Origin of the sequence: Vibrio sp., from assembly GCF_038138445.1 — a bacterium.
Lineage (GTDB): Bacteria > Pseudomonadota > Gammaproteobacteria > Enterobacterales > Vibrionaceae > Vibrio.
On the sequence record NZ_JAYQDQ010000023.1, the window covers coordinates 27,708 to 49,266 of the forward strand.

A 21,559-nucleotide genomic window follows, 5' to 3' on the forward strand; every position below is an offset into this window, starting at 1 on the left:
GATGATACTCTCTCAGGCACAGGGTTTAATGAAACCATCAGTGGTGGTGCGGGTAATGATGAGTTGCACGGTCAGGACGGCAACGATGAGGTGTTAGGTGGCGAGGGTGACGACCTCATCACCGTCAATGGTCGAGGTTCGAACACCTTAAAAGGTGGCGCTGGGGATGACACGTTGAAGGTGGGGCGCAGTACAAACTATAAATACCAGCATGATGTCGCGCGTCATGCAACAAACACGTTAGAGGGCGGTGTGGGTAATGATCGCTTAGAGGGGAGTGCTGGCGCCGAAACGTATGTGTTTAACCGAGGTGATGGCTCAGATACCATCAATGATTACGATCATAACAGTTGGAGTAATACAACAGGATGGAATAAGACCGACCGCATTGTGTTGGGTGAAGGTATCCGTCTGGAGGAGTTGAGCTTACGCCGTGATGGTAACCATATGGTGCTTGTGATAGGTGGGTCTGAGTCAGGTGACTCGATTACTATCGAGAACGCGTATTCGGATGGTCGTTATCGTATTGAAGAAGTGGTGCTGTCAGATGGGACCAAATTCTCACCTATGACATTACCTGAGTATGTGCCGCCAGTGGCAGAGCCTGATTTACTTGTACAGGCCATGAGCGGGTTTGACGCTTCTGGCAATGAGATAGCAAACTCCCCTCTCAGCAATATAAACACCGCTGAAAGCTTGCTAGTGAGTGCCCCTCAAAGGGCGGTTGCCTAACTTTCATAAAGTGTTAATCGGGGCCACAGTAAGATGTGGCCTTTTTTATTGGTGGTTAAATACCTTGAACTCTATGATGAAAATCGGACTAGGTCGAAGAAATCATGACTTTGGCCTACTATTCTTGCTCATTGCGTATATGCTTGTAATTATGCAATTTATTCGAAGAAGAGCAGGGTATGGAAGGTAAGGCGCTCAAGTTAGCTTGGTTGGTTGTGGCGATCTGGATTTTAGGTATTGCAACATTAATGTTTGCTTATCGCTCAAGTGTGACAACAATGAATCAGGTCAGTGAGCTAAGCAACAGTATTGATGAACTCAAGTATTCTATGTTCCAAGAGCCCTCCTACCGAACGAGCCAGACAGGAGAGCAAGCGCTTAAACTACAATTGATTCATGCTCTTCGCCTCCAGATGGCAGCGACTTACGAGCAAAACTGGCTAACCTTTGATATGGGGCAACTGTTTTATACCACTGATCGCTTTATCGAGCAGATGAAGGCTTTTTTGGACAATGAACTTGAGCTGGTTTCTCTTGTCGACCAAATCCAAACCTTACGGGATAAATACCAAAAAGATTCCAAGCTATCGGATTACTACGCGGAAGTGGGTACCAATGTATTGGCTGCGCTGTTTAGTTCCAGTGAATCCAATCCCAAAGTGTTTAGGGAGCTTGACCAACTCTATGTGCAATCGGAAAAGTTACCTGCCCTACAAAAAAAGCACTTACAGCATTTGCTCTCGAAAACATCCTCATTGTTGGGTACTTACGCCCAAGGTAATTATGTGATTGAAAAAATCATGAATAATTCGATTTACTCCCAAATCGCTTTAGTAGAAAGTGAGTTTTATGAGCAGCAAAACCAATTAGTGATTAGTGGTTTAGTGTTTAGTGGGCTGTGTTTATTGTCTTTATTTGGTGTTAGTTATCGTATGTCTTCAGCTCAACCCATATCAAATCAATCCGTTGGGGCAAAACAAGAGGCTGCACAACAAGGTGAGCAGCAGATTGAAACCGCAAAAGATGAAACGATAAATGAGAGTGAGACTGTGGCTATGGTCAGTGATGAACCGGGAAATAATAAGCCTGAAATCGATTTGAAAGCCATGTTAGAGTCGCTTGGTGATGATCATGAGTCTGTGTGCATGTTATTACAGGTGTTTGTTGATGATCACACTGGCGATACAGAAAAAATTGCTGAGCTGCTGCATGACTCACCTGAAGAAGCATTACGCAAAGCGCACAGCCTCAAAGGGGTGGGTGGTAACCTTGGAGCCAAGAAATTAAGAGAGGCAGCAGGCAATGTCGAGCAGGCTCTCAAAGACGGCTCGGGTTCAGTCACTGAGCTACTTGATGAGCTTAAAATTCGATTAGACAAAGCCATCGATGAAGCGCAAGAGTTTCTCAACCAGCAACAAAATGGCGGTTAGCCAAAGCTAATCTAGTTTTTCTCCAGCACAATGGTGAAGTCACCTGTCGAGTAATCATCAATCACTCTTACTTTGGGGGTAAGGGTGTGGCAGTAGGTGACAACGGCATCTTTGTCATACGCTTTGAGCAGGGTTGGTTGGAGAAACACATCTTTATTTAACAAATTAAAAATAACGACTTCTTTGGCCGCTGCGTACATGCGGGCGATCATGCGCTCTAGGTAATCGGCTTGACGCGACTGATAGTTAAGTGAGCCACTAGCAATAATAATATCAAGATCTGGCAATGGTGTACGGCTAATATCAGCGAGCCGAAAACGGCACTGAGTAGAGCCAATACGCTTTTTTGCTCGTTTTAGAAATGGCCAATGTTGGTCAATGCCAAGGTAAAAAGCCAAGTGTTTATCTTGGCTGAGGTAGTCATACAGCTCACCTAATCCACACCCTAAATCCAACACTCGCTTATTTGAGAAATCGGCGCTTTTGGCGATGGCTTTAAATCGTATTGTCTGCTCTTTCTCGCTCGACCAGCCCTGCATTTTATAATTTAAGCCGCGCCCTTTTAGGCTTTTATTGCGATGAAATAAATACACGTTTAATCGATCGAGAATATGCATGATGGCCTTATATAAATGTCAGGGCATATTGGTTATGCGCAAATATAGTACGAGAAAGTCGCACCCTATAAGCCTATATCATGTGGGTAGATGATTGAAATTATTTGATAAACTAAGTGGATAAAGGGGGAGTTGAAGAACCAGATAAATGCCTGATAGCACTTATCTGGTTAAGGGGTGTTAAGCGCTTTGCTTGATTAATTCGCCGCTGTCATTGGTGTGGTTAGCCGTCGCTGTTGGCTCACATTTATCAACAAACCAGCCCATGTAAGAGGTTACTATGGTAACCAAAATACACACAAAGCTTAGCCACATGAATGGAGCATAAGATAGGGTTGCAACACCAAGGATACTCGCCATGTAGATACCGTTATCACTCCAAGGCACCATACCAGAGGTCAGCGTACCGCCAAATTCGGCGTTTCTGGATAGATTTTTACGTTTGAATCCTAGGCGGTCATAGTTTTTGGCGCAGATTTTTGGTGTTAGGATTAAAGAAACATACATAGCTGAGCCAAATACGTTACCAAGGAAGGCCGTTCCTATGGTGCTGGTTGCCAGTGACCCTGCACTTTGTACTCTGCGCTCGAAAAGCTTAGCGATGGTTTCTAGCACACCGACTTTATCCAGTAGGCCACCAAAGCCGAGACCAAAAACAATCACAGCTACAGAGCCAAGCATAGAAGACATACCACCTCGGTTTAAGATCGAATCAATGAAGCCGACACCAGATTCAATGTGGAAAGGAGCCCAAGCGGTATTAAAGGCTTGCAAGAAGTCTACATCTTGGATCATGACAGCCCATACTATCCCAAGCAGAGAGCCAAAGCTGATCACTGGGAAAGAAGGCATACGCATGGCCAGTAAGCCAAGCACTATAGCAACAGGAACAAAAGAATAAGGAGTAATGTAAAATTGATTGTCCATTGCCTCGATAACAGACTGAACTTGCGTCATGTCTACGTTACCTGCGTAGTGGAAACCAAATACAGTAAACATAATGCCAGTGATGATGTAGCTGATAAGCGCGATAGGCAGCATGCCTTTGATATGCTCCATCACTTCCACGTTCGACATAGACGACGCTAAGATAACTGAATCTGACAATGGTGACATTTTATCGCCAAAGTAGCAGCCTGATAGAACAGCACCTGCGGTAATAGGCGCAGGTACACCTAAACCTTGACCTATCCCCATCATAGCAATACCTGCAGTTCCTGCTGCGCCCCAAGACGTACCTGTCGCTAATGCAGTTAGTGAACAGATCACCATAGTTGCTAGTAGGAAGATAGAGGGATGAATTGCTTTAAGGCCATAATAGATAATGGTGGGGACAATACCACCTGAAATCCAAGTGCCGACCAAAGCTCCTACTGCGAGAAGGATTAAGACAGCGCCAAGACCGTTGGAAATACCATTGAGTGCTGCTTTTTCAAGATCTTTATATTGGTGGCCAAGCCTTACGCCGAGCACCATGATCACGAACCAACCTATGTAAAGAGCCAACTGAATCGGCAAATCGAGTTGGGCTGTGAATAAAAAAGCCATCAGCAAGAATAGACCTAATGCAATGATAACTTGCATTAGACTGGGTAAGCGTGGAGTGAGTTGCGTCATGCAGATCCTCTTATATGTATTATGTCTCATAGGTTCCTTGTGAGTTATTTAGGAACGCATTGAGAGTACTTACTCATTTTTAGTAGGCGAGCACTTTACATTAGCTAGAATAATATTTCGAATAAATACTACTCTGATGTGATTTAAATCTACCAAGACATTTTCATTTAGTTAAATATATTGTAAATCCTTATTGTTTTTATTATTAAATGTAAATTTATTGTTTTTATTTGGTTTTGATTTTGTGTGTATTTGCTGGGTTGTGATTGCTTTCGCTTTTGGGTTTAAGCCCAAATATGTGCCTTTTTTTCGTCGCAAGCTATAAAGTCAGAAAAATAGACACAAATAAATCAAATTTCTCTTGAGATTTTGCTTAGAAAGTTGAAATATTGAACCGTTTCCTAAATTAATATTGCACACGGAGAGTTGAGAAATGAGAGTAGGTTTAGTCGGTTGGCGTGGCATGGTTGGTTCAGTACTCATGCAGCGCATGGTTGAAGTAAACGATTTTGACCATATCGAGCCGGTATTTTACAGCACATCTCAAGTTGGTATTCCCGCTCCTGTGTTTTCGGATCGTCAGATCGGATCAGACTCAGGTTTACTGCAAGATGCCTATGATATTGATAGCCTAAAGCAGCTTGATGCTGTTGTGACGTGTCAAGGCGGGAGTTATACAGAGAAAGTGTATCCTGAGCTCAAAAAAGCGGGTTGGAAAGGGTATTGGATTGATGCCGCTTCAACCTTACGTATGGCGTCAGATTCAATCATCACATTAGACCCAGTTAACTACACTCAGATTCAACAAGGTATTCATCAAGGTACTAATACCTTTGTCGGTGGTAACTGCACTGTGAGTTTGATGCTAATGGGCTTAGGTGGTCTGTTTGAGAAAGGCTTGGTGGAATGGACCAGCGCGATGACTTATCAAGCGGCTTCTGGCGCTGGTGCTCAGAATATGCGCGAGCTTATTTCTCAAATGGGTGTGATCAATGATTCAGTAAGCTCAGAGCTTGCCAACCCAGCAAGTTCCATTCTCGACATTGATAAACGCGTGGCTGACACCATGCGCTGTGAGTCTTTCCCGACCGATAAGTTTGGTGCGCCACTGGCTGGCTCTCTTATCCCTTGGATTGATGTTAAGCGTGACAATGGTCAAAGCAAAGAGGAGTGGAAAGCTGGCGTTGAAGCGAACAAAATTCTCGGCTTCCAAGATTCTCCAGTGCCTATTGATGGTACTTGTGTTCGTATTGGGGCGATGCGCTGCCACTCACAGGCTCTCACGATCAAATTGAAGCAAAATGTTCCTATGGACGAGATCGAGGAAATGATTGCGACCCATAACGATTGGGTAAAAGTGATTCCAAATGAGCGTGATATTACTGCCCAAGAACTGACGCCAGCAAAAGTGACGGGTACTTTGTCTATCCCTGTGGGTCGATTACGTAAAATGGCGATGGGAGATGATTTCTTAAATGCCTTTACCGTTGGCGATCAATTGCTTTGGGGGGCAGCAGAGCCTTTGCGTCGCACACTAAGAATTATTTTGGCAGAGAAAGCTTAAGTACTAAAAAACTTATCAGGGCTGATATCAATCAGCCCTTTTTTATTGTTTAACTATTCGCTTGTCTGGCTCGGCAAGTTCACCACCGCAATACTTACAGTGCATCGCATCTGAGTCGTGTCCCGCGCGACTGCAATTAGGGCACTTAACCAAGGTTTTATGGGCGTTCATCTCTTTATTCAGCTCTGCTGTGATAATACCGGTTGGGACGGCAAGAATTGAGTAGCCTAGTAGCATAGTGAGCGAGGCCAAAGCTTTACCCAAATGTGTCTGAGGTACAATATCGCCATAGCCAACTGTAGTAATAGTGACGATCGCCCAGTAAATACTTTTCGGGATACTGGTGAACCCATTGGCTGGCCCTTCAATCACAAATATCAGTGAGCCAAAAATGGTAACGAGTATTCCGACTGTGCTGAAAAAGATCAGGATTTTTCTGCGCGCCATTAAAAGAGAGCGCAGCAAGATATTTGAATCTTGTAGGTAGCGGACCAGTTTTAACACCCTGAAGATTCGCATTACCCGCAGCAAGCGAATCACACCCATAAATGATGCCCCTGGGAAGAAAAAGGCAAGATAAGTGGGCAAAATAGCCAGTAAATCAACCACGCCATAAAAACTTTTCGCATAAGCACTAGGCTTGGGTGAGCAATATAGCCTGAGGAGATATTCGATACTAAATAAGGCGGTGAATGCGTACTCTAAATATCGCAGCTCCATCATCCATGGGGAGGCAATGCTTGGCACAGACTCTAGGACAAGCACAGCAAGAGAGGAAAATATGGCAACAATTAGAGCAATATCAAAGGCACGTCCAGCTTTAGTGTGAGTGCCGAAAATGATGACATATAAATAGTGTTTTAATGCGTGACGCGGCATGAGAGAGCTACCTTTTAATCAATAGCACCAATCATACCTTTATCAGTTTCATCAAGCCAACCCAGGAAATAGGTTTCGCAGTCCGTTAGCAATAAACTCAATACCTAAAGCACCAAGAATCAGACCCATAATACGGGTGATAACGTTAATGCCAGTTTGTCCCAAAAATCGAACGATCAGTGGTGCAGAGCGAAACAGTAGCCATGAGCAAAAACAAAATAAACCGACGGTAATACTGATACCTACCGTATCAATCGCAGTTGGGTAGCGAGCGCCATATACTATGGTGGAGCTGATGGCACCAGGTCCAGCCATAAGAGGCATGGCTAGGGGGACGACTCCGATTTGCTCGCGGCTAACGTACTCCGACTTTTCTTGTTTGTTTTGTTTATCCTCACCCAACTTACCACTCATCATTGAAAATGCGATGCTGAGTAACAAGAGGCCCCCAGCAACGCGAAATGAGTCAAGAGAAATGCTGAACATATCGAGCAGTATTTGACCTGCTAATAACGATATGATCAAAATGATGGCCACGGCAAAGTTTGCTGTGGTGGCGGTTTTGTTTTTTTCCTCTGCCGTCATATGACCCGTAAGAGAGACAAAAACCGGCATGATGCCAACAGGGTTCACTGCGGCGACTAGGCCTAAAAAGAATTGTAAAAAAATCGCGAATTCGAATGTCTGCATTGTCTGCGCCTAAGCATAAGAGTAGTTAACTATCTGTAACATGCGGAATATAGTTGAAATTTCATTTGTCCACGAGTGAAAAAAGCTAATTATTGGCAAAAATATCGACCTAGGTACTTTCTTGGTATTTTTAGCGCTGATTTACCTTTATACAGGTTTTAACATTTTGTACATTTCTTGTCACAGCTTCCATCATTGCCGCATTTTTATTTGTCTCTGAAGTCTCCGTCTGTTGCACGACAATGGTGAGCTACATGTAACTGGTACTTTTTGAATTGAAATTTTTTTACAACCCCTTGGCTAGAAATCAGCTAAATTAATTATGCACTGAATGATTTGTGTACTTTCTCTCATGATCTGATTATCTACAAGTGTATGGTTAATCAATGTTTTTTATCTTGTTGCTAAGTAAGTCATCAAAGACTATTTCTGAACTGATCTGGGTCAATTTTTTTCACCACCTGAAATAATATAATCAGTCGTGAAAGCTATTTACTAACAAAGAAAAGCGATGTTTAGCAGGTTATGCGTGTTAAGTGTTGTTAATAAAAAGTTTTTATAATTTGTTAATTTTAGGAGATTCCCTATGCCTGTCACTAATATGGCCGAACTCGATGCAATGGTTGCACGCGTTAAGAAAGCGCAGCAAGAGTTCGCAACATACTCTCAGGAACAAGTCGACAAGATTTTTCGTGCCGCTTCTCTAGCAGCAAACCAAGCACGTATCCCGCTGGCGCAACAAGCGGTGGAAGAGTCGGGAATGGGCATCGTTGAAGACAAGGTGATCAAAAACCATTTTGCTTCTGAGTTTATCTACAACAAATACAAAGATGAAAAAACCTGTGGCATTCTTGAGCAAGATGACAACCTTGGGACTATGACTATTGCTGAGCCTGTGGGTATTATCTGCGGTATTGTGCCAACCACTAACCCAACTTCGACTGCTATATTCAAATCACTCATTTCTCTTAAAACTCGCAACGGCATTATTTTTTCTCCTCACCCACGTGCGAAAAACTCAACCAATGACGCCGCTAAACTCGTTTTAGATGCGGCAGTAGCTGCCGGTGCTCCAAAAGACATTATTGGTTGGATTGACCAGCCATCAGTGGAACTGTCGAACGGTTTGATGAAGCATGATGACATTGCGCTTATTCTTGCAACAGGCGGCCCAGGTATGGTGAAAGCGGCCTACTCTTCTGGTAAGCCTGCGATTGGTGTGGGTGCGGGTAATGTGCCAGTGGTTATTGATGAAACCGCTGATATCAAGCGCGCGGTTGCATCTATATTAATGTCTAAAACATTTGATAACGGTGTTGTTTGTGCATCAGAGCAAGCCGCGATTGTGGTTGATGAAGTATACGACGAAGTGAAAGCGCGCTTTGCCTCTCACAAAGCGTATGTATTAACCAAAGCCGAAGCAGAGAAAGTGCGCAGCGTTCTTCTGATTGAAGGTGCGTTGAATGCCAAGATTGTTGGGCAGCCTGCTCCTGCGATTGCTGAAATGGCAGGTGTTTCTGTACCAGCAGATACCAAAGTGCTTGTCGGCGAAGGTTTAGGTAAGGTGTCTTACGACGATGCTTTCGCTCACGAGAAGCTCTCGCCAACGTTAGGTCTATTCCGTGCAGATAACTTCGAAGATGCGGTTGCTCAGGCTGTGACTATGGTTGAGATTGGCGGTATTGGTCATACATCTGGTCTATACACCAACCAAGACACTAATGCAGATCGTATCCGCTATTTTGGTGACAAGCTGAAAACGGCGCGTATCTTGATCAATATCCCAACGACTCACGGTGGTATTGGTGACTTATACAACTTCAATGTTGCGCCTTCTTTAACGCTAGGCTGTGGTTCTTGGGGTGGTAACTCTATTTCTGAGAATGTCGGTCCTAAGCACTTAATCAACAAGAAAACTGTAGCTAAGCGAGCTGAAAACATGTTGTGGCATAAACTACCTAAGTCTATCTACTTCCGTCGCGGTAGCCTTCCTATTGCCTTGGGTGATTTAGAAGGTAAAAAACGTGCTTTCCTAGTCACAGACCGTTTCCTATTTAACAATGGCTATGCGGATGATGTTGTTAGCCTATTGAAAGCACAAGGAATGGAAGTGCAAACTTTCTTTGATGTTGAAGCGGACCCAACACTGTCTGTGGTTGAGAAAGGCGCTGAAGCGATGAAGAGCTTCCAGCCTGATACCATTATCGCACTTGGTGGCGGATCGCCAATGGATGCGGCGAAGATCATGTGGGTAATGTATGAACACCCAGATACGCATTTTGAAGAGCTTGCCATGCGCTTTATGGACATTCGTAAGCGTATCTACAAGTTCCCTAAAATGGGTCAAAAAGCCGAGCTTGTTTGTATCACCACAACATCTGGTACAGGTTCAGAAGTCACACCGTTTGCGGTAGTAACTGACGATAAAACAGGCGCTAAGTACCCACTAGCGGATTACGAAATTACGCCAAACATGGCAATCGTAGATGCTAACCTAGTGATGAACATGCCTAAATCGCTGACTGCGTTTGGTGGTTATGATGCGGTGACTCACGCTTTAGAAGCTTATGTGTCTGTTCTGGCCAACGAATATTCCGATGGGCAAGCATTGCAAGCACTTAAGATGCTCAAAGAATATCTGCCATCAAGCTATGCAAATGGTGCTAATGATCCGATTGCTCGTGAGAAAGTGCATAACGCTGCAACCATTGCAGGTATTGCTTTTGCGAATGCCTTCTTAGGGGTTTGTCACTCAATGGCACACAAAATTGGTGCTGAGTTCCACTTGCCACATGGTTTGGCTAACGCACTATTGATTTCTAATGTGGTACGTTACAACGCGAACGATAACCCAACTAAGCAGACCGCTTTCTCTCAATACGACCGACCACAAGCACGTCGCCGTTATGCAGAGGTAGCCGATCACCTAGGTTTGAGCCAAGAGGGCGACCGCACGGCTCAGAAGATAGAGCGTTTACTGGCTTGGCTGGATGAGCTAAAAGTAAATCTGGATATCCCAATGTCTATTCAGGCAGCAGGGGTAGCTGAAGCAGATTTTGTGGCTAAACTTGACGAGCTTGCGGTTGAAGCATTTGATGACCAATGTACTGGTGCTAACCCTCGTTACCCGTTGATCAGTGAGCTTAAAGCGGTATTGCTAGATTCTTACTATGGTAAAGCTTTTGTTGAAGGTGAAACCTTCGAAGGTACAACTGTCATTAAGAAAAAGGCCGATCAAAAGGCAGCGCCTAAAGCGAAAAAAAGCAAAACTAACGCATAAGTAGGTATGGGTTATGAGATATGAGATAGATTTTCGCTAGCACGAACCAATCTAACTATCGGGAAAAATCAAGCCCCAGATGAAAATCTGGGGCTTTTTATCGTCTATATCTTTTGCCAGTGACTTTTAGCACAAAGGGCCACTACATTTTTTAAGATCAAAGCTTGATGCTCAAAGATAGATGATGAGGGAGTACCTTTCTCTTCGATGATGGTCTGACAAAGCTCTGGTGTGATGGGCGAGAGTAGCCAAACAAGCTCGCGCACAAGATTACTCACCACTAGGCAGGTTTGTTTCGCTTTGACTTCGGGTTGCTCTTTGTTAACCAGCCAAGGTGCTCTTTGGTGGAAGAAACCATTTAGCTCGGTCAGTACCCAATTTATCTCTTTAGCCACTCGGTGAAGATCACGAGTTTGATAAGCGTTAACAATGCTTTCGAGCACTGGAATTACCTAGTTGATGAAACCAATACACTCTTCATCAAGTTGTGGCAATTGGTCGAGCGTTATCTTGCCAGAGAAATTTTTAGTGATCAGTGTGTGGTTTCGTTTGACGAGATTGGCGAGGTTATTGAGCAGATCGGCATTAATGGTTTGGGCAAACTCATCGAGGACTAAATTGCCGTCTCGATGCAGCGGTTTGTGACGTACAAGTGCGTAACGCAGCCCATCGCAAGTCAGTTTCTCAGAAAAGAGGCTGGGATTCACCGTGGTGTCAGGATTGGACTTAGATATTTTCTCGCCGCCAATGGTCCACCAACCGTGGACTATTAGCTTTTGCGGGAGCTTTATATCCAAAGCCAATAAAAATGCAGGCCAGTATACCGAATGAAACAGGAGGATATCTTTACCTATTACATGTTGTGTATTGGTAAGACTATGTGTATTGCCACCACAATTCTGTATTGCACTAAGGTAACTAAACAGCGCATCAATCCAAACGTATACTGTATGGTCTTGATTACTCGGTACTTGGATACCCCATTTGTTATTAATACGAGATACAGACAAATCTTCGAGTGGTGCTGATTTTAGTTGTTCGATTAAGCTTTGTTGATAATGACAGGGCTCAACGCAGTTATCGTTTGATTGGTAGTATTCAATTAGTGCCTCGCGATATTTCTCTAAGCGAAATAGGTAGGTTTCCTCCTGACTGAAAATTACTTCGCGCTTATGAACTGGACAAGATGCGCCATCGAGCAGGTCTTTTTCAGGATAAAACTGTTCGCACGCAATGCAGTAGTGTCCAGAATAATGTCCAAGATAGATATCTCCTTGCTGCTCAAGCTGCTGCCAAATACGCTGGATGTTTAATTTGTGTTGGGTATCTGTGGTGCGGATAAAAGTATCCGGTTCAATAGCAAGCTTTGGCCATAACACTTGAAAACTTTGTGAAAGCGTATCGACAAAATCTTGCGCTGGGAGATTATTTGATTGAGCCGCTGAGGCAATTTTTTGGCCATGTTCGTCAGTGCCTGTGATGAGTTGGCAGCCGATATCCGTCTGTGAAAGGCGCTCATATCGACAAAAAATATCAGCGATAATACCAGTGTAGGCGTGCCCTAAGTGCGGCTCTCCGTTGGCGTAAAATATCGGAGTCGTAATAAACTCTATTTTTGATGATTTAGAAAAATTTAGCTTAAAACTGTGGTTAGTATTCATTGGCCGATCTCCTTGTTTTTCAATACTAAGGTTGAAAAGAGAGGCCAGATATCACTTGGTTTTACCACCTTCCCAACCGTGTATTAGGGAATGGTGATGCAGTGATTGATAAATTTAGAACACGCAGACCATCCCTCGCAGCATTCGCTGTGAAGGCATGTTCATCATCATGCTTGTGGTTAAAGCACGGTAGGTGGCTGGAGTAGTTTTTGTGTTCATGGTTCTAAGCTAACAGACTTGTTAACTGTGGGCAATAGATGGTTTGGCTGTTTAGCCCCATACTTTATGCGAGTATGGGGCAAATTCGCTGATTAACTGTTTCCATCTCCTAGGTAGCTTTTTTCGACGCCTTTAGGAAGACGGCTTGGCTCAATAGATCGAGCTGGTTGATTACGATTAGAGTTGATTCTATCTATTTTTAGGCTGTTTACTTTGAACGCGTAGATATTTTTCGCTTTCTGATGTTTGGGCCCAATTGAATCTAAGTCTAGGCTTATTCTAGTTGCTTGTTTCTTTAAGCTCGATAGTTCTTTATCTAAGCGATATGATGGAATTTGTTTATGGGGGCCAACTCTTTTGTTGTCTTTGATAACGTATTTAGCCTTTGTGTTAAATGCCTTCATGTCCTTATTTAACTGTTTAACGGCGCGAATCTCTTTTGCTAGCTGACGTTCACCTAGTTTATCTGCCGCTGTTGCTGATGCTTTTAGCATGTCACTTCTATGAGCACGAAAATTATTAATAATATTCATTTCTACATTTCTCTATTGCTGATTTCAATGAAGCTCATTATCCATTTCACCCAGCCAAGGTCATGAGATTAATCGTGAAGTTTTGTGTGAATTTGCGTGCTAAATGTTAACTATATAAATAACAGAGAGTTAGGGTTTAAATAAAGAAAATCGAGAGGACGGAATAATTTTTACTAGCTGCTCCTAGCCTATGTTTTGTCTTCGCTGAACGCGATTTTTTCCCCGTAAGAACATTATCTTTATTCTTAACCACAAGTATGAAAATAATGATACTAAGGATCGCTTTAGCTGAAAACTTTGGAAAAATTATTGGAGTATTAACTGTCCAAGACGAGAGAAGGTTTAGATAAATATTGAAACTATAAACGGTTTTTAGCCACATTGCTCGATAGACCCAAGGGTTAGCACAAATGCTAACCCCAGATGGCTATTTTTCGTCTTCTGGAAGCTTGACGTTGAGCTCTAGGACAGAAATATCATCGTCTTTATGCTCAAAAGATAAGTCGACCATGGATGGGTCAACGGCAACGTACTTTGCAATGACTTTTAGAATGTCTTCTTTAAGTTGAGGCAGGTATGATGGTGCAGGATCGCCCTGACTGCGACGTTCGGCGACAATGATCTGCAAGCGCTCTTTAGCTAAATTGGCAGAAGTTTTCTTTTGTGGTCGGAAAAATTCAAGTAATGACATTTAGCCTCCAAATAGTCGCTTGAAGATACCTTTCTTCTGCTCAGTTAAAAAGCGGAAGTCGATTTGAGAGCCTAATAAGCGCTCTACAGTATCATCATAGGCCATGCCTGCGTCTGTCTCATTGTCGAATATGACAGGTACACCTTTGTTTGAGGCATTAAGCACCGCTTGGCTTTCTGGAATCACCCCAAGTAGAGAAATATGCAGAATTTCTTCTACATCTTCGACACTCAACATATCACCTTGTGTCACTCGAGTAGGATTATAGCGAGTTAGCAGAAGGTGCTGTTTTACAGGCTCTAGCCCTTCTTCAGCACGGCGAGATTTAGAGTCAAGAATACCTAGAATCCGGTCTGAGTCACGCACGGAAGAGACTTCAGGGTTGGTTGTAACAATGGCTTCGTCGGCAAAATAGAGTGCCATCAAGGCACCTTGCTCTATACCGGCAGGAGAATCACAAATGATAAAGTCAAAGCCCATTTCATCGAGTTCATCAAATACACGGCGAACTCCGTCTTTGGTTAAAGCGTCTTTATCACGAGTTTGAGAAGCCGGTAGGATAAACAAATTGTCGGTGCGTTTGTCCTTGATGAGCGCTTGATTCAGAGTGGCTTCACCATTAATTACATTAACAAAGTCGTAAACTACGCGGCGCTCGCAGCCCATAATTAAATCTAGATTTCTAAGACCGATATCAAAATCGATAACCGCGGTTTTTTTACCTTTCAGAGCGAGGCCCGAAGCAATTGCAGCGCTTGATGTAGTTTTGCCTACACCACCTTTACCTGATGTGACAACAATAATGCGTGCCATTATTTGTTCCTTATTTTCTTAAACTGTTAACGACTCGAATTTAAGCGAGTCGTTTTCTAAACTGAACATAACTTTTTTTTGCCAATATTCGTCTGCGAACTGCTCTGTGAGCCAATAGTGGCCAGCTATTGACATCAATTCAGCATTGAGTTTATCGCAGATGATGACAGCGCCTTTATTACCACTAGCCCCTGCAATGGCGCGGCCACGCAATGTGCCATGAATATGGATTGAACCATCTGCAATGACTTCCGCTCCTTCGCTGACATGACTTAACACCACTAAATCACTGTCTTTGGCGTAAATTTGTTGGCCTGAGCGCACTGGCGTACGGACGATTTTGGTTGGCGCCATAGTTGCGGGCGCTTGAGAAGGCGACTTACTGGCTGACATAATCGCAAACTCAGCGTCAGATGCGAAGTTTTGTGTACGTTTGTCTCGGCAGCCAGTCACGCCTACTGGAATCATACCTGCTTGGGCAATGCCATTTTTTAATCGTGGAAAATCAATATCGCCTGCCACTTTTGAAATGTTAATGACAACAGGTGCCTGCGCAAAAAAAGCCGGAGCTTGCTCGACTTTATCGCTGAGAAACCGAATCGTATTTTCTATATGGTTATCAGAAAGGTGTAAAACTGATAGAGTAAAGCTACTTCCTTTCAGATCGGGTGAATTCGACATCTTATTTGAGGACCTCTTAGGGCGTTGCCTGAGACTAGGGGTATCATGTTATATTCCCGCACAAAGCACAGCAAGAACTCTTGTGCTCAATTGGTTGTTTTGCTCTCAAAATTAGCGAAACATTGACGTTATATACATTCAAATAGAAAAGGCTTTTCATGCTTTGTGCAATTTACAAAAGTTCTAAAAAAGAAGGCGCATATTTATATCTTCCAAAGAAAGGGGATTTTTCACAAGTCCCTGACACATTGATGCAAATGTTTGGCAAACCTACCATGGTAATGATGGTGAATTTGGACGGACGAGAGTTGGCTCAAGTCGATATCGATAAAGTGACTCAGTCTCTTAAAGATGATGGCTTTTTTCTTCAAGTGCCACCGCCGCCAAAGAATCTACTAGATGAATACAAACAACAAAAGGCGCGCCGGCAACCAGACTAATTTCTCTCATCTATAATAGGGAAGTTGTCGGCGAATCATAATGTTGCTCAAGGAGGGCAATGTGAAGAAATTATTGTCAGTCATACTAGGTGCGACGATTGCAAGTTCAGTTTGGGCGAACGATCAGAGTTTTGAACAATACGTCGAAGGGTTAAAAAGTGAAGCGCGAAGCAAAGGCATTTCTGAACAGACGATCAACGACGCTTTTGCCAATGTGACATACAAACCAAGGGCAGTGACTGCTGATCGTAACCAACCGGAAAAGCGCTTGACCTTGGATGAATACATTCCTAAAGCGGTCCCTGATTGGAAAGTTAAGCAGGCTAAAGAGCTGTATGAAAAACACAAGACAGCGCTCTATAAGGTAGGGGAACAATATGGTGTTCAGCCTCGCTTTATTGTTGCGCTTTGGGGTATAGAAAGTAACTTTGGCACTTTTACTGGTAACTACAGTGTGATTGATGCCTTATCGACCATGGCTTATGACGGTCGACGAGAGGCGTTTTTCCGTAAAGAAACCATGGCTGCACTGACGATTTTAGATGAAGGGCATATTAAGCCGGAAGATATGAAAGGCTCATGGGCAGGCGCTATGGGTCAGTGCCAGTTTATGCCAAGCTCTTTCCTTTCTTATGCTGCTGATGGTAGCGGAGATGGTAAGAAAGATATTTGGGATAATGAAGCGGATGTGTTTGCTTCTGCGGCTAATTATTTGAGCCAATTTGGCTGGACAAACGAGCATACTTGGGGGCGTCAAGTTAAGTTACCCAAAGGCTTTGACACAAGTATTCAAGGGCGTAGTGAAGAGAAAGGGAAGTATCTGCAGGACTGGAGCCGACTAGGAATTACTCGCTATGATGGACGTCCACTACCTAAGTTAGATAAGGATATCAAGGCATGGCTGATTGCACCAGATGATGCAAATGGGCGCGTTTACTTGGTTTACAATAACTACAACGTATTGATGAAGTGGAATCGCTCGTATTATTTTGCTTTGGCGGTTAGCCACCTCGCTGATAGAATTGTGCTTTAGATGTTAATGCAGGAGCTCCTTAGGGCTCCTTTTTCAATTTTGGGGACTTCGTGTTAGCCGATCGCGCAGCGCAGATGATAGTGTTTGCAACACTACTGACGCATAAAAACTTTAGCCAAGCAGCGAAAAGCCTTGGTGTTTCTGTTTCTCATGTCAGCAAGCAGCTTGCTTTGTTGGAAGATTCGTTAGGCGTAAAACTTGTCCAACGTACGACGAGAACCTTCACCCCGACAGCCGAAGGCGAGCAGTTTTTCCTCCATTGCCAAAAGGTATTGCAAACCGTCACTGAGGCTCAGCAGGAAGTTGAGGTGCAAAAGGATGAGGTTGCGGGTTTGATTCGAATTGGCCTGTCTCAATCTTTTGCGACACTTCATATACTCCCCACTATTGACGAGTTGCGTATTCAGCATCCTAATTTACAAGTTGAGTTACACCTATTCGATAATCGAATAGACATGCTCCAAGACGGGTTAGATCTCTGGATCACCAATAATGAAACCTTGCCAGAAGGTTATGTCGCACAGCGATTGGCTGACAGTCAGTTTGTCGTGGCTGCATCGCCTGACTATTTGATTAACCATACGAGCCCAATACACCCCAATGATTTGGTTGATCATAACTGCATTATTTATCGAAGCTGGGAAAGAGATTACACCTCTTGGTCGTTTTCTAAATTGAGTGAACAACTGACCGTTAAGGTATCGGGAAATTATTCGGTTGATTTAGCCAGTGCGGTTCGTGATGCCGCCGTGGTTGGTTGGGGAGTGGCATATCTAGCCACCTATCTCATTGGTGACGAATTTAAACAGGGCAAGCTTATCCAGCTGCTTCCTGATTGGACACCTAACCAAAATATGCCATTTTACGCGGTTTATCCGAGCCGCCGTCATTTGTCTCCCAAGATCACCGCCGTGATCGATTTTATCAAAAATAAGATAGGTTCCCCCTGTTATTGGGATGAAAGGTTACTCCCTTATATCCATCGATCTTAGCGGTATTATTATTTCCATATGAGTAAACATATTTTCTATATGGAAAATAAAGCCTAGAGGCAAACAGTTATCTTTAAATAAAACAAACAGTTAATATAGGTAGTGAGTTCCTGCCGATTTTGCAAAATCTGAGTGTTAACAACTCGAGTTTGCATCTTATATTTTACTCAATATCATCCGGCGCCATTCTCTGTACTCTTTCGTCGGATATTGGAATGAACTCGATCCTAGGAATCTTCGCCATCCTTGCTATCGCTTGGCTTTTGTCTACTGATAGAAAAAATATAAACCTTAGAACTGTGTCACTGGCCTTTGTTTTGCAGGTGACTTTTGCGTTATTGGTGCTTTATGTACCTGCAGGTAAAGAAGCGCTTAATAGTGTGACACAAGCGGTATCTAATCTGATTAACTACGGACAGGAAGGCATTGCTTTTCTGTTTGGTGGTCTTGCAACGGGTGGTTTTACATTTGCTATTAACGTGTTGTGCATCATTATCTTTTTCTCTGCGCTTATTTCAGGGCTTTACCATATTGGCCTAATGCCAAAAGTGATCAATATTATTGGTGGTGGGCTGCAAAGGCTTTTGTCTATTGGCCGCGCAGAATCGCTGTCTGCAACAGCCAATATTTTTGTTGGTATGATTGAAGCACCTTTGGTTGTGAAACCCTACTTGCGTCATATGTCAGACTCGCAGTTTTTTGCTGTGATGACAGGAGGCCTTGCTTCTGTTGCTGGTGGTACTTTAGTCGGCTACGCATCTTTGGGCGTGGATCTTAACTTCCTTATCGCAGCGGCATTTATGTCTGCGCCAGCAGGCTTGTTGATGGCGAAAATTTTGGTGCCTGAAACCCAGAAAATTAGCTCAGATTTAGAGCTTGAAAATGTTGATTTGCCGCGCGCGACTAATGTGGTTGAGGCGATGGCAGATGGAGCCATGTCAGGGCTTAAAATTGCTGTGGCAGTAGGCGCAACTCTACTTGCGTTTGTCAGTGTTATCGCGATGCTCAATGGTATCTTGGGTTGGTTTGGCGGTCTTATAGGAATGGAGCTGAGCTTTGAGCTTGTGCTTGGCTACTTATTTGCGCCGATTGCTTGGCTCTTAGGTATTCCATGGAATGAAGTCATCATGGCAGGATCGCTTATTGGTACAAAAGTCGTGGTTAATGAATTTATGGCATTTATCCAGTTAATGGAAGTACAAGACCAATTGAGTGAACATTCACAGGCAATTGTTATTTTTGCTTTGTGTGGCTTTGCGAACATTTCAACTATGGCGATGCTGATTGGTGGATTGGGGAGCTTAGTACCTGAGCGTCGAAGCTTTATTTCAAAATACGGTTTTAAGGCCATTGCAGCAGGTGTGTTGGCCAACTTAATGAGCGCAGCCGTTGCGGGTGTGATTCTCGGGTTATAAGACATAAAAAAGCCGCTTGGAAACAAGCGGCTTTTTTAGGTAAGTGCTTCAAGCTGGGTAATGTTGTTGATGGCTTCTTGATTGGTTGTACCACAAACAACAGAGCAAGGCTTAAATTCATGGCAAACTTTAGGTCGCTCTGGACGGCCAAACAAGTTACATAAATTATCTTTATTGAGTTGAATACAGCGAATTCCCGCAGGTTTGCCATTCGGCATTCCCGGTATGGGAGAAGAAATACTCGGTGCGATACAACAGGCTCCACAGCCTAGTCTACAGTTCATATTTTCTGCCCTTGTTCAAACAGGAGCACGATTCTAGCAAAAAACATGCTTATCAAAAACCTGTGTCAATAATTAGGATTACCTTTTAGAAATATCACAATTGTCTATTTACTAGTAGATAGATTGATGGTAATTTTGTTTTTAAGCCAACGAGCACTGCTTTAGTCTCTGCTATGCTGAGTTAACGGCATGTGTTGGCTACGTCCATATCAATAAAAAGAGGAGAAAATTATGTCAATACAACAAGCAAGCGCTGTGTGGCAAGGAACATTGAAATCAGGAAATGGAGTCATGAAGTATGGTGAAGTTGAGGGTCCATTTACTTTCGCTTCTCGCTTTGAAACGGGTCCAGGTACTAATCCTGAAGAGTTGATTGGTGCGGCCCATGCAGGCTGTTACTCAATGTTTCTTTCAGCTTTGTTGTCGGATAAAGGATTTAATCCAACCATTAAAACTCAAGCCAAGGTACACTTAGGAGAAGACGATGGCCCTAAAATTACTCAAATAGAGCTCACGTCACAAGTGTCTGCTGAGGGTTTAGATGAGGCGCTATTGCAGGAACTTGGTGCTATTGCCAAAGAGAAATGCCCAATCTCGCGCTTAGTTATTGGTGCTGAAATCTCACTTAACCTGACTTTGGTTTAAGTTATCGATAGCGCCCAGTCCGTGGGCGCTTACCTTTTTGTGCGTTTTCCGTCATACCTAAAAGCAGCTCCAAGCCCCATAAAACATACTGTTCAATTTAATTCTGATAGACAATAAGTCGTATCACTTCTCTAGAGAGAAACCTCCACGAATTATTTCAGTCTTTCCGTATTAATAAATTTGTTAATTATACATTTGTTCCACTAAACTTTAGGGTTAGGGGAACGCCAGTCGTGTTCGAATTAAGCATAACTTGGGACAGCTGTACGATGAGCAGTAGTAGCTTTTGGACCAAACCTTTGGGTATCGCCGTGATGGTGCTAGGATTGTGCGGCGTGGTAATGATTGGTATTGGGGTTCATTCCATTGTTGACCACCAAAGTAAGCAGGCCCGTAAAGAATTACTAGGTACTTGGCGAGAAGCCAATGTCGCGAGCTATTCTGCAAACCGACTCAAAGTAGCCAATGAAGGTGTGTATTGGAATGGTGATCTTATCAGTACTCATTTTTCTTTCGATGGTGCGACGCTCGAATTCAAACATGGTAATAAAAGAGAGGAGTATTACCTCGATCGTTTAAAAGGCACATTGGTTCACATCAATGGTCAGTACAAAGCCCAGTATTTAAAGCAAGGGTATCACGGTCAATATACCCAAGGGCGAAATTGAATTTTACCTGCCATTTTTCTCTTCAGGCTTGCACTTTATAAGCCATAACGGTATAAAGCCCTCCCTTTATCCAATATCTAAATAATGTTTATGAGCCTACCATTTTGGGAAAGTACATCTCTCGAACAAATGACCGAACAAGAGTGGGAAGCACTTTGTGACGGTTGCGGTAAGTGTTGCCTACATAAACTCATGGATGAAGACACAGAAGAAATCTATTACACCAATGTGGCTTGTAGTTGGCTAAACAGTAAAACGTGCTCGTGTAAAGATTATCCCAACCGTTTCTCATCAGGTGAAGAGTGCACTAAGCTAACTCGTGATGATATCGATGATTTTACTTGGCTACCCCACACCTGCGCCTACCGCCTGCTAGCAGAAAAGCAGCCTCTTCCAGAGTGGCACCCACTGATTACTGGCTCAAAATCCGCCATGCACGCCGCCGGAGAAAGCGTGCGCAACAAGGTGGTTTATGAAATCGAAGTAGTGAATTGGGAGGACCACATTTTGAATCATCCTAATAGGGACTAGGTGTAGCAAGGCGCATAAAGATATATTCAGGCGGTGATAAACATGAGTTTATCACCGCTTTTTTGTCCTGTGTCTGCCTATCTGTTTTGAGTAAGCTGGCGGTGAGCCCCATTTAACTGAAAGCTGGCACCGACTAAAAATAGT

At 43.5% G+C, this 21,559-nt stretch carries 22 protein-coding genes; 11 read left to right on the forward strand and 11 right to left on the reverse strand.

Annotated elements, in window-relative coordinates; all coding sequences use genetic code 11:
• Positions 1-732: calcium-binding protein (locus tag AAFM34_RS08505; RefSeq protein WP_341661877.1), on the forward strand; the 732-nt coding region annotated here is incomplete at its 5' end.
• Positions 733-911: 179 nt separating this feature from the next.
• Positions 912-2,162 (forward strand): Hpt domain-containing protein, encoded by a 1,251-nt coding sequence (locus AAFM34_RS08510; protein WP_341661879.1) that lies wholly within the window; start codon positions 912-914, stop codon positions 2,160-2,162.
• An 11-nt stretch (positions 2,163-2,173) separates the two neighbouring features.
• On the opposite strand, the gene AAFM34_RS08515 is transcribed toward AAFM34_RS08510, so the two are convergent.
• Positions 2,174-2,779 (reverse strand): class I SAM-dependent methyltransferase, encoded by a 606-nt coding sequence (locus AAFM34_RS08515; RefSeq protein ID WP_341661881.1) that lies wholly within the window; start codon positions 2,777-2,779, stop codon positions 2,174-2,176.
• 180 nt (positions 2,780-2,959) lie between these two features.
• Entirely contained in the window at positions 2,960-4,396 is a 1,437-nt protein-coding gene (nhaC, locus tag AAFM34_RS08520; RefSeq protein WP_341661883.1) for a Na+/H+ antiporter NhaC, read from the reverse strand.
• A gap of 433 nt (positions 4,397-4,829) precedes the next feature.
• On the opposite strand from nhaC, the gene asd reads away from it, so the two are divergent.
• On the forward strand, positions 4,830-5,960 hold the full coding sequence (gene asd / locus AAFM34_RS08525) for an aspartate-semialdehyde dehydrogenase (protein ID WP_341661885.1): 1,131 nt from the start codon (positions 4,830-4,832) through the stop codon (positions 5,958-5,960).
• A gap of 42 nt (positions 5,961-6,002) precedes the next feature.
• Here asd and AAFM34_RS08530 read toward each other — a convergent pair whose 3' ends face one another.
• Together AAFM34_RS08530 and AAFM34_RS08535 are read right to left on the reverse strand one after the other, a co-directional pair.
• Positions 6,003-6,839: an ion transporter gene (locus AAFM34_RS08530; protein ID WP_341661887.1), complete on the reverse strand. Its 837-nt coding sequence runs from the start codon at positions 6,837-6,839 to the stop codon at positions 6,003-6,005.
• A 51-nt stretch (positions 6,840-6,890) separates the two neighbouring features.
• Positions 6,891-7,529: a YchE family NAAT transporter gene (locus tag AAFM34_RS08535; RefSeq protein ID WP_239171182.1), complete on the reverse strand. Its 639-nt coding sequence runs from the start codon at positions 7,527-7,529 to the stop codon at positions 6,891-6,893.
• A 586-nt stretch (positions 7,530-8,115) separates the two neighbouring features.
• On the opposite strand from AAFM34_RS08535, the gene adhE reads away from it, so the two are divergent.
• Positions 8,116-10,809, forward strand: a complete 2,694-nt coding sequence (gene adhE / locus AAFM34_RS08540) for a bifunctional acetaldehyde-CoA/alcohol dehydrogenase (RefSeq protein WP_341661891.1) — start codon at positions 8,116-8,118, stop codon at positions 10,807-10,809.
• Between the two features lie 104 nt (positions 10,810-10,913).
• Here the strand turns inward: adhE and AAFM34_RS08545 are convergent, their stop codons facing one another.
• The 6 genes from AAFM34_RS08545 to minC form a co-directional block, all read right to left on the reverse strand.
• A complete protein-coding gene (locus AAFM34_RS08545; RefSeq protein WP_341661893.1) occupies positions 10,914-11,252 on the reverse strand; it encodes a hypothetical protein in 339 nt (112 codons plus the stop codon).
• Positions 11,253-11,261: 9 nt separating this feature from the next.
• On the reverse strand, positions 11,262-12,470 hold the full coding sequence (locus AAFM34_RS08550; protein WP_341661895.1) for a class I tRNA ligase family protein: 1,209 nt from the start codon (positions 12,468-12,470) through the stop codon (positions 11,262-11,264).
• 311 nt (positions 12,471-12,781) lie between these two features.
• The gene (locus AAFM34_RS08555; RefSeq protein WP_341661897.1) at positions 12,782-13,222 is read right to left on the reverse strand and encodes a hypothetical protein; all 441 of its coding nucleotides are present in this window, start codon (positions 13,220-13,222) and stop codon (positions 12,782-12,784) included.
• A 427-nt stretch (positions 13,223-13,649) separates the two neighbouring features.
• Positions 13,650-13,913 carry a cell division topological specificity factor MinE gene (minE, locus tag AAFM34_RS08560; RefSeq protein ID WP_152430021.1) on the reverse strand — a complete coding sequence of 88 codons (264 nt, stop codon included), beginning with the start codon at positions 13,911-13,913 and terminating at the stop codon, positions 13,650-13,652.
• A complete protein-coding gene (minD, locus tag AAFM34_RS08565) occupies positions 13,914-14,726 on the reverse strand; it encodes a septum site-determining protein MinD (RefSeq protein WP_152430022.1) in 813 nt (270 codons plus the stop codon).
• Positions 14,727-14,744: 18 nt separating this feature from the next.
• Positions 14,745-15,407: a septum site-determining protein MinC gene (gene minC, locus AAFM34_RS08570; RefSeq protein WP_341661901.1), complete on the reverse strand. Its 663-nt coding sequence runs from the start codon at positions 15,405-15,407 to the stop codon at positions 14,745-14,747.
• Positions 15,408-15,565: 158 nt separating this feature from the next.
• Here minC and AAFM34_RS08575 point away from each other — a divergent pair, with 158 nt between their 5' ends.
• The 4 genes from AAFM34_RS08575 to AAFM34_RS08590 all read left to right on the forward strand — a co-directional run bounded on the left by AAFM34_RS08575 (position 15,566) and on the right by AAFM34_RS08590 (position 19,287).
• Positions 15,566-15,847: a YcgL domain-containing protein gene (locus AAFM34_RS08575; protein ID WP_114787084.1), complete on the forward strand. Its 282-nt coding sequence runs from the start codon at positions 15,566-15,568 to the stop codon at positions 15,845-15,847.
• Positions 15,848-15,908: 61 nt separating this feature from the next.
• A complete protein-coding gene (locus tag AAFM34_RS08580) occupies positions 15,909-16,880 on the forward strand; it encodes a lytic murein transglycosylase (protein WP_341661904.1) in 972 nt (323 codons plus the stop codon).
• Between the two features lie 50 nt (positions 16,881-16,930).
• On the forward strand, positions 16,931-17,872 hold the full coding sequence (locus AAFM34_RS08585) for a LysR family transcriptional regulator (RefSeq protein WP_341661906.1): 942 nt from the start codon (positions 16,931-16,933) through the stop codon (positions 17,870-17,872).
• Positions 17,873-18,087: 215 nt separating this feature from the next.
• The gene (locus AAFM34_RS08590) at positions 18,088-19,287 is read left to right on the forward strand and encodes a NupC/NupG family nucleoside CNT transporter (RefSeq protein WP_341661908.1); all 1,200 of its coding nucleotides are present in this window, start codon (positions 18,088-18,090) and stop codon (positions 19,285-19,287) included.
• Between the two features lie 35 nt (positions 19,288-19,322).
• On the opposite strand, the gene AAFM34_RS08595 is transcribed toward AAFM34_RS08590, so the two are convergent.
• Positions 19,323-19,571, reverse strand: a complete 249-nt coding sequence (locus AAFM34_RS08595) for a YkgJ family cysteine cluster protein (protein ID WP_341661910.1) — start codon at positions 19,569-19,571, stop codon at positions 19,323-19,325.
• Positions 19,572-19,802: 231 nt separating this feature from the next.
• Between AAFM34_RS08595 and AAFM34_RS08600 the strand changes: the two genes are divergently transcribed.
• From AAFM34_RS08600 to AAFM34_RS08610, 3 genes are all read left to right on the forward strand, one after another.
• Positions 19,803-20,216 carry an OsmC family peroxiredoxin gene (locus AAFM34_RS08600; RefSeq protein ID WP_341661912.1) on the forward strand — a complete coding sequence of 138 codons (414 nt, stop codon included), beginning with the start codon at positions 19,803-19,805 and terminating at the stop codon, positions 20,214-20,216.
• A 269-nt stretch (positions 20,217-20,485) separates the two neighbouring features.
• A complete protein-coding gene (locus AAFM34_RS08605; protein ID WP_341661914.1) occupies positions 20,486-20,884 on the forward strand; it encodes a DUF2850 domain-containing protein in 399 nt (132 codons plus the stop codon).
• Between the two features lie 90 nt (positions 20,885-20,974).
• A complete protein-coding gene (locus AAFM34_RS08610; RefSeq protein ID WP_341661916.1) occupies positions 20,975-21,415 on the forward strand; it encodes a YcgN family cysteine cluster protein in 441 nt (146 codons plus the stop codon).
• Positions 21,416-21,559 lie beyond the last annotated feature (144 nt).

Coding starts and splice junctions, on each gene's coding strand:
- AAFM34_RS08555 (WP_341661897.1), bottom strand. CDS start 13,222: ATGAATATTATTAATAATTTTCGTGCTCATAGAAGTGACATGCTAAAA.
- AAFM34_RS08510 (WP_341661879.1), top strand. CDS start 912: ATGGAAGGTAAGGCGCTCAAGTTAGCTTGGTTGGTTGTGGCGATCTGG.
- AAFM34_RS08550 (WP_341661895.1), bottom strand. CDS start 12,470: ATGAATACTAACCACAGTTTTAAGCTAAATTTTTCTAAATCATCAAAA.
- AAFM34_RS08610 (WP_341661916.1), top strand. CDS start 20,975: ATGAGCCTACCATTTTGGGAAAGTACATCTCTCGAACAAATGACCGAA.
- adhE (WP_341661891.1), top strand. CDS start 8,116: ATGCCTGTCACTAATATGGCCGAACTCGATGCAATGGTTGCACGCGTT.
- AAFM34_RS08530 (WP_341661887.1), bottom strand. CDS start 6,839: ATGCCGCGTCACGCATTAAAACACTATTTATATGTCATCATTTTCGGC.
- AAFM34_RS08605 (WP_341661914.1), top strand. CDS start 20,486: ATGAGCAGTAGTAGCTTTTGGACCAAACCTTTGGGTATCGCCGTGATG.
- asd (WP_341661885.1), top strand. CDS start 4,830: ATGAGAGTAGGTTTAGTCGGTTGGCGTGGCATGGTTGGTTCAGTACTC.
- AAFM34_RS08600 (WP_341661912.1), top strand. CDS start 19,803: ATGTCAATACAACAAGCAAGCGCTGTGTGGCAAGGAACATTGAAATCA.
- AAFM34_RS08575 (WP_114787084.1), top strand. CDS start 15,566: ATGCTTTGTGCAATTTACAAAAGTTCTAAAAAAGAAGGCGCATATTTA.
- minE (WP_152430021.1), bottom strand. CDS start 13,913: ATGTCATTACTTGAATTTTTCCGACCACAAAAGAAAACTTCTGCCAAT.
- minD (WP_152430022.1), bottom strand. CDS start 14,726: ATGGCACGCATTATTGTTGTCACATCAGGTAAAGGTGGTGTAGGCAAA.
- AAFM34_RS08595 (WP_341661910.1), bottom strand. CDS start 19,571: ATGAACTGTAGACTAGGCTGTGGAGCCTGTTGTATCGCACCGAGTATT.
- AAFM34_RS08515 (WP_341661881.1), bottom strand. CDS start 2,779: ATGCATATTCTCGATCGATTAAACGTGTATTTATTTCATCGCAATAAA.
- minC (WP_341661901.1), bottom strand. CDS start 15,407: ATGTCGAATTCACCCGATCTGAAAGGAAGTAGCTTTACTCTATCAGTT.
- nhaC (WP_341661883.1), bottom strand. CDS start 4,396: ATGACGCAACTCACTCCACGCTTACCCAGTCTAATGCAAGTTATCATT.
- AAFM34_RS08535 (WP_239171182.1), bottom strand. CDS start 7,529: ATGCAGACATTCGAATTCGCGATTTTTTTACAATTCTTTTTAGGCCTA.
- AAFM34_RS08590 (WP_341661908.1), top strand. CDS start 18,088: ATGAACTCGATCCTAGGAATCTTCGCCATCCTTGCTATCGCTTGGCTT.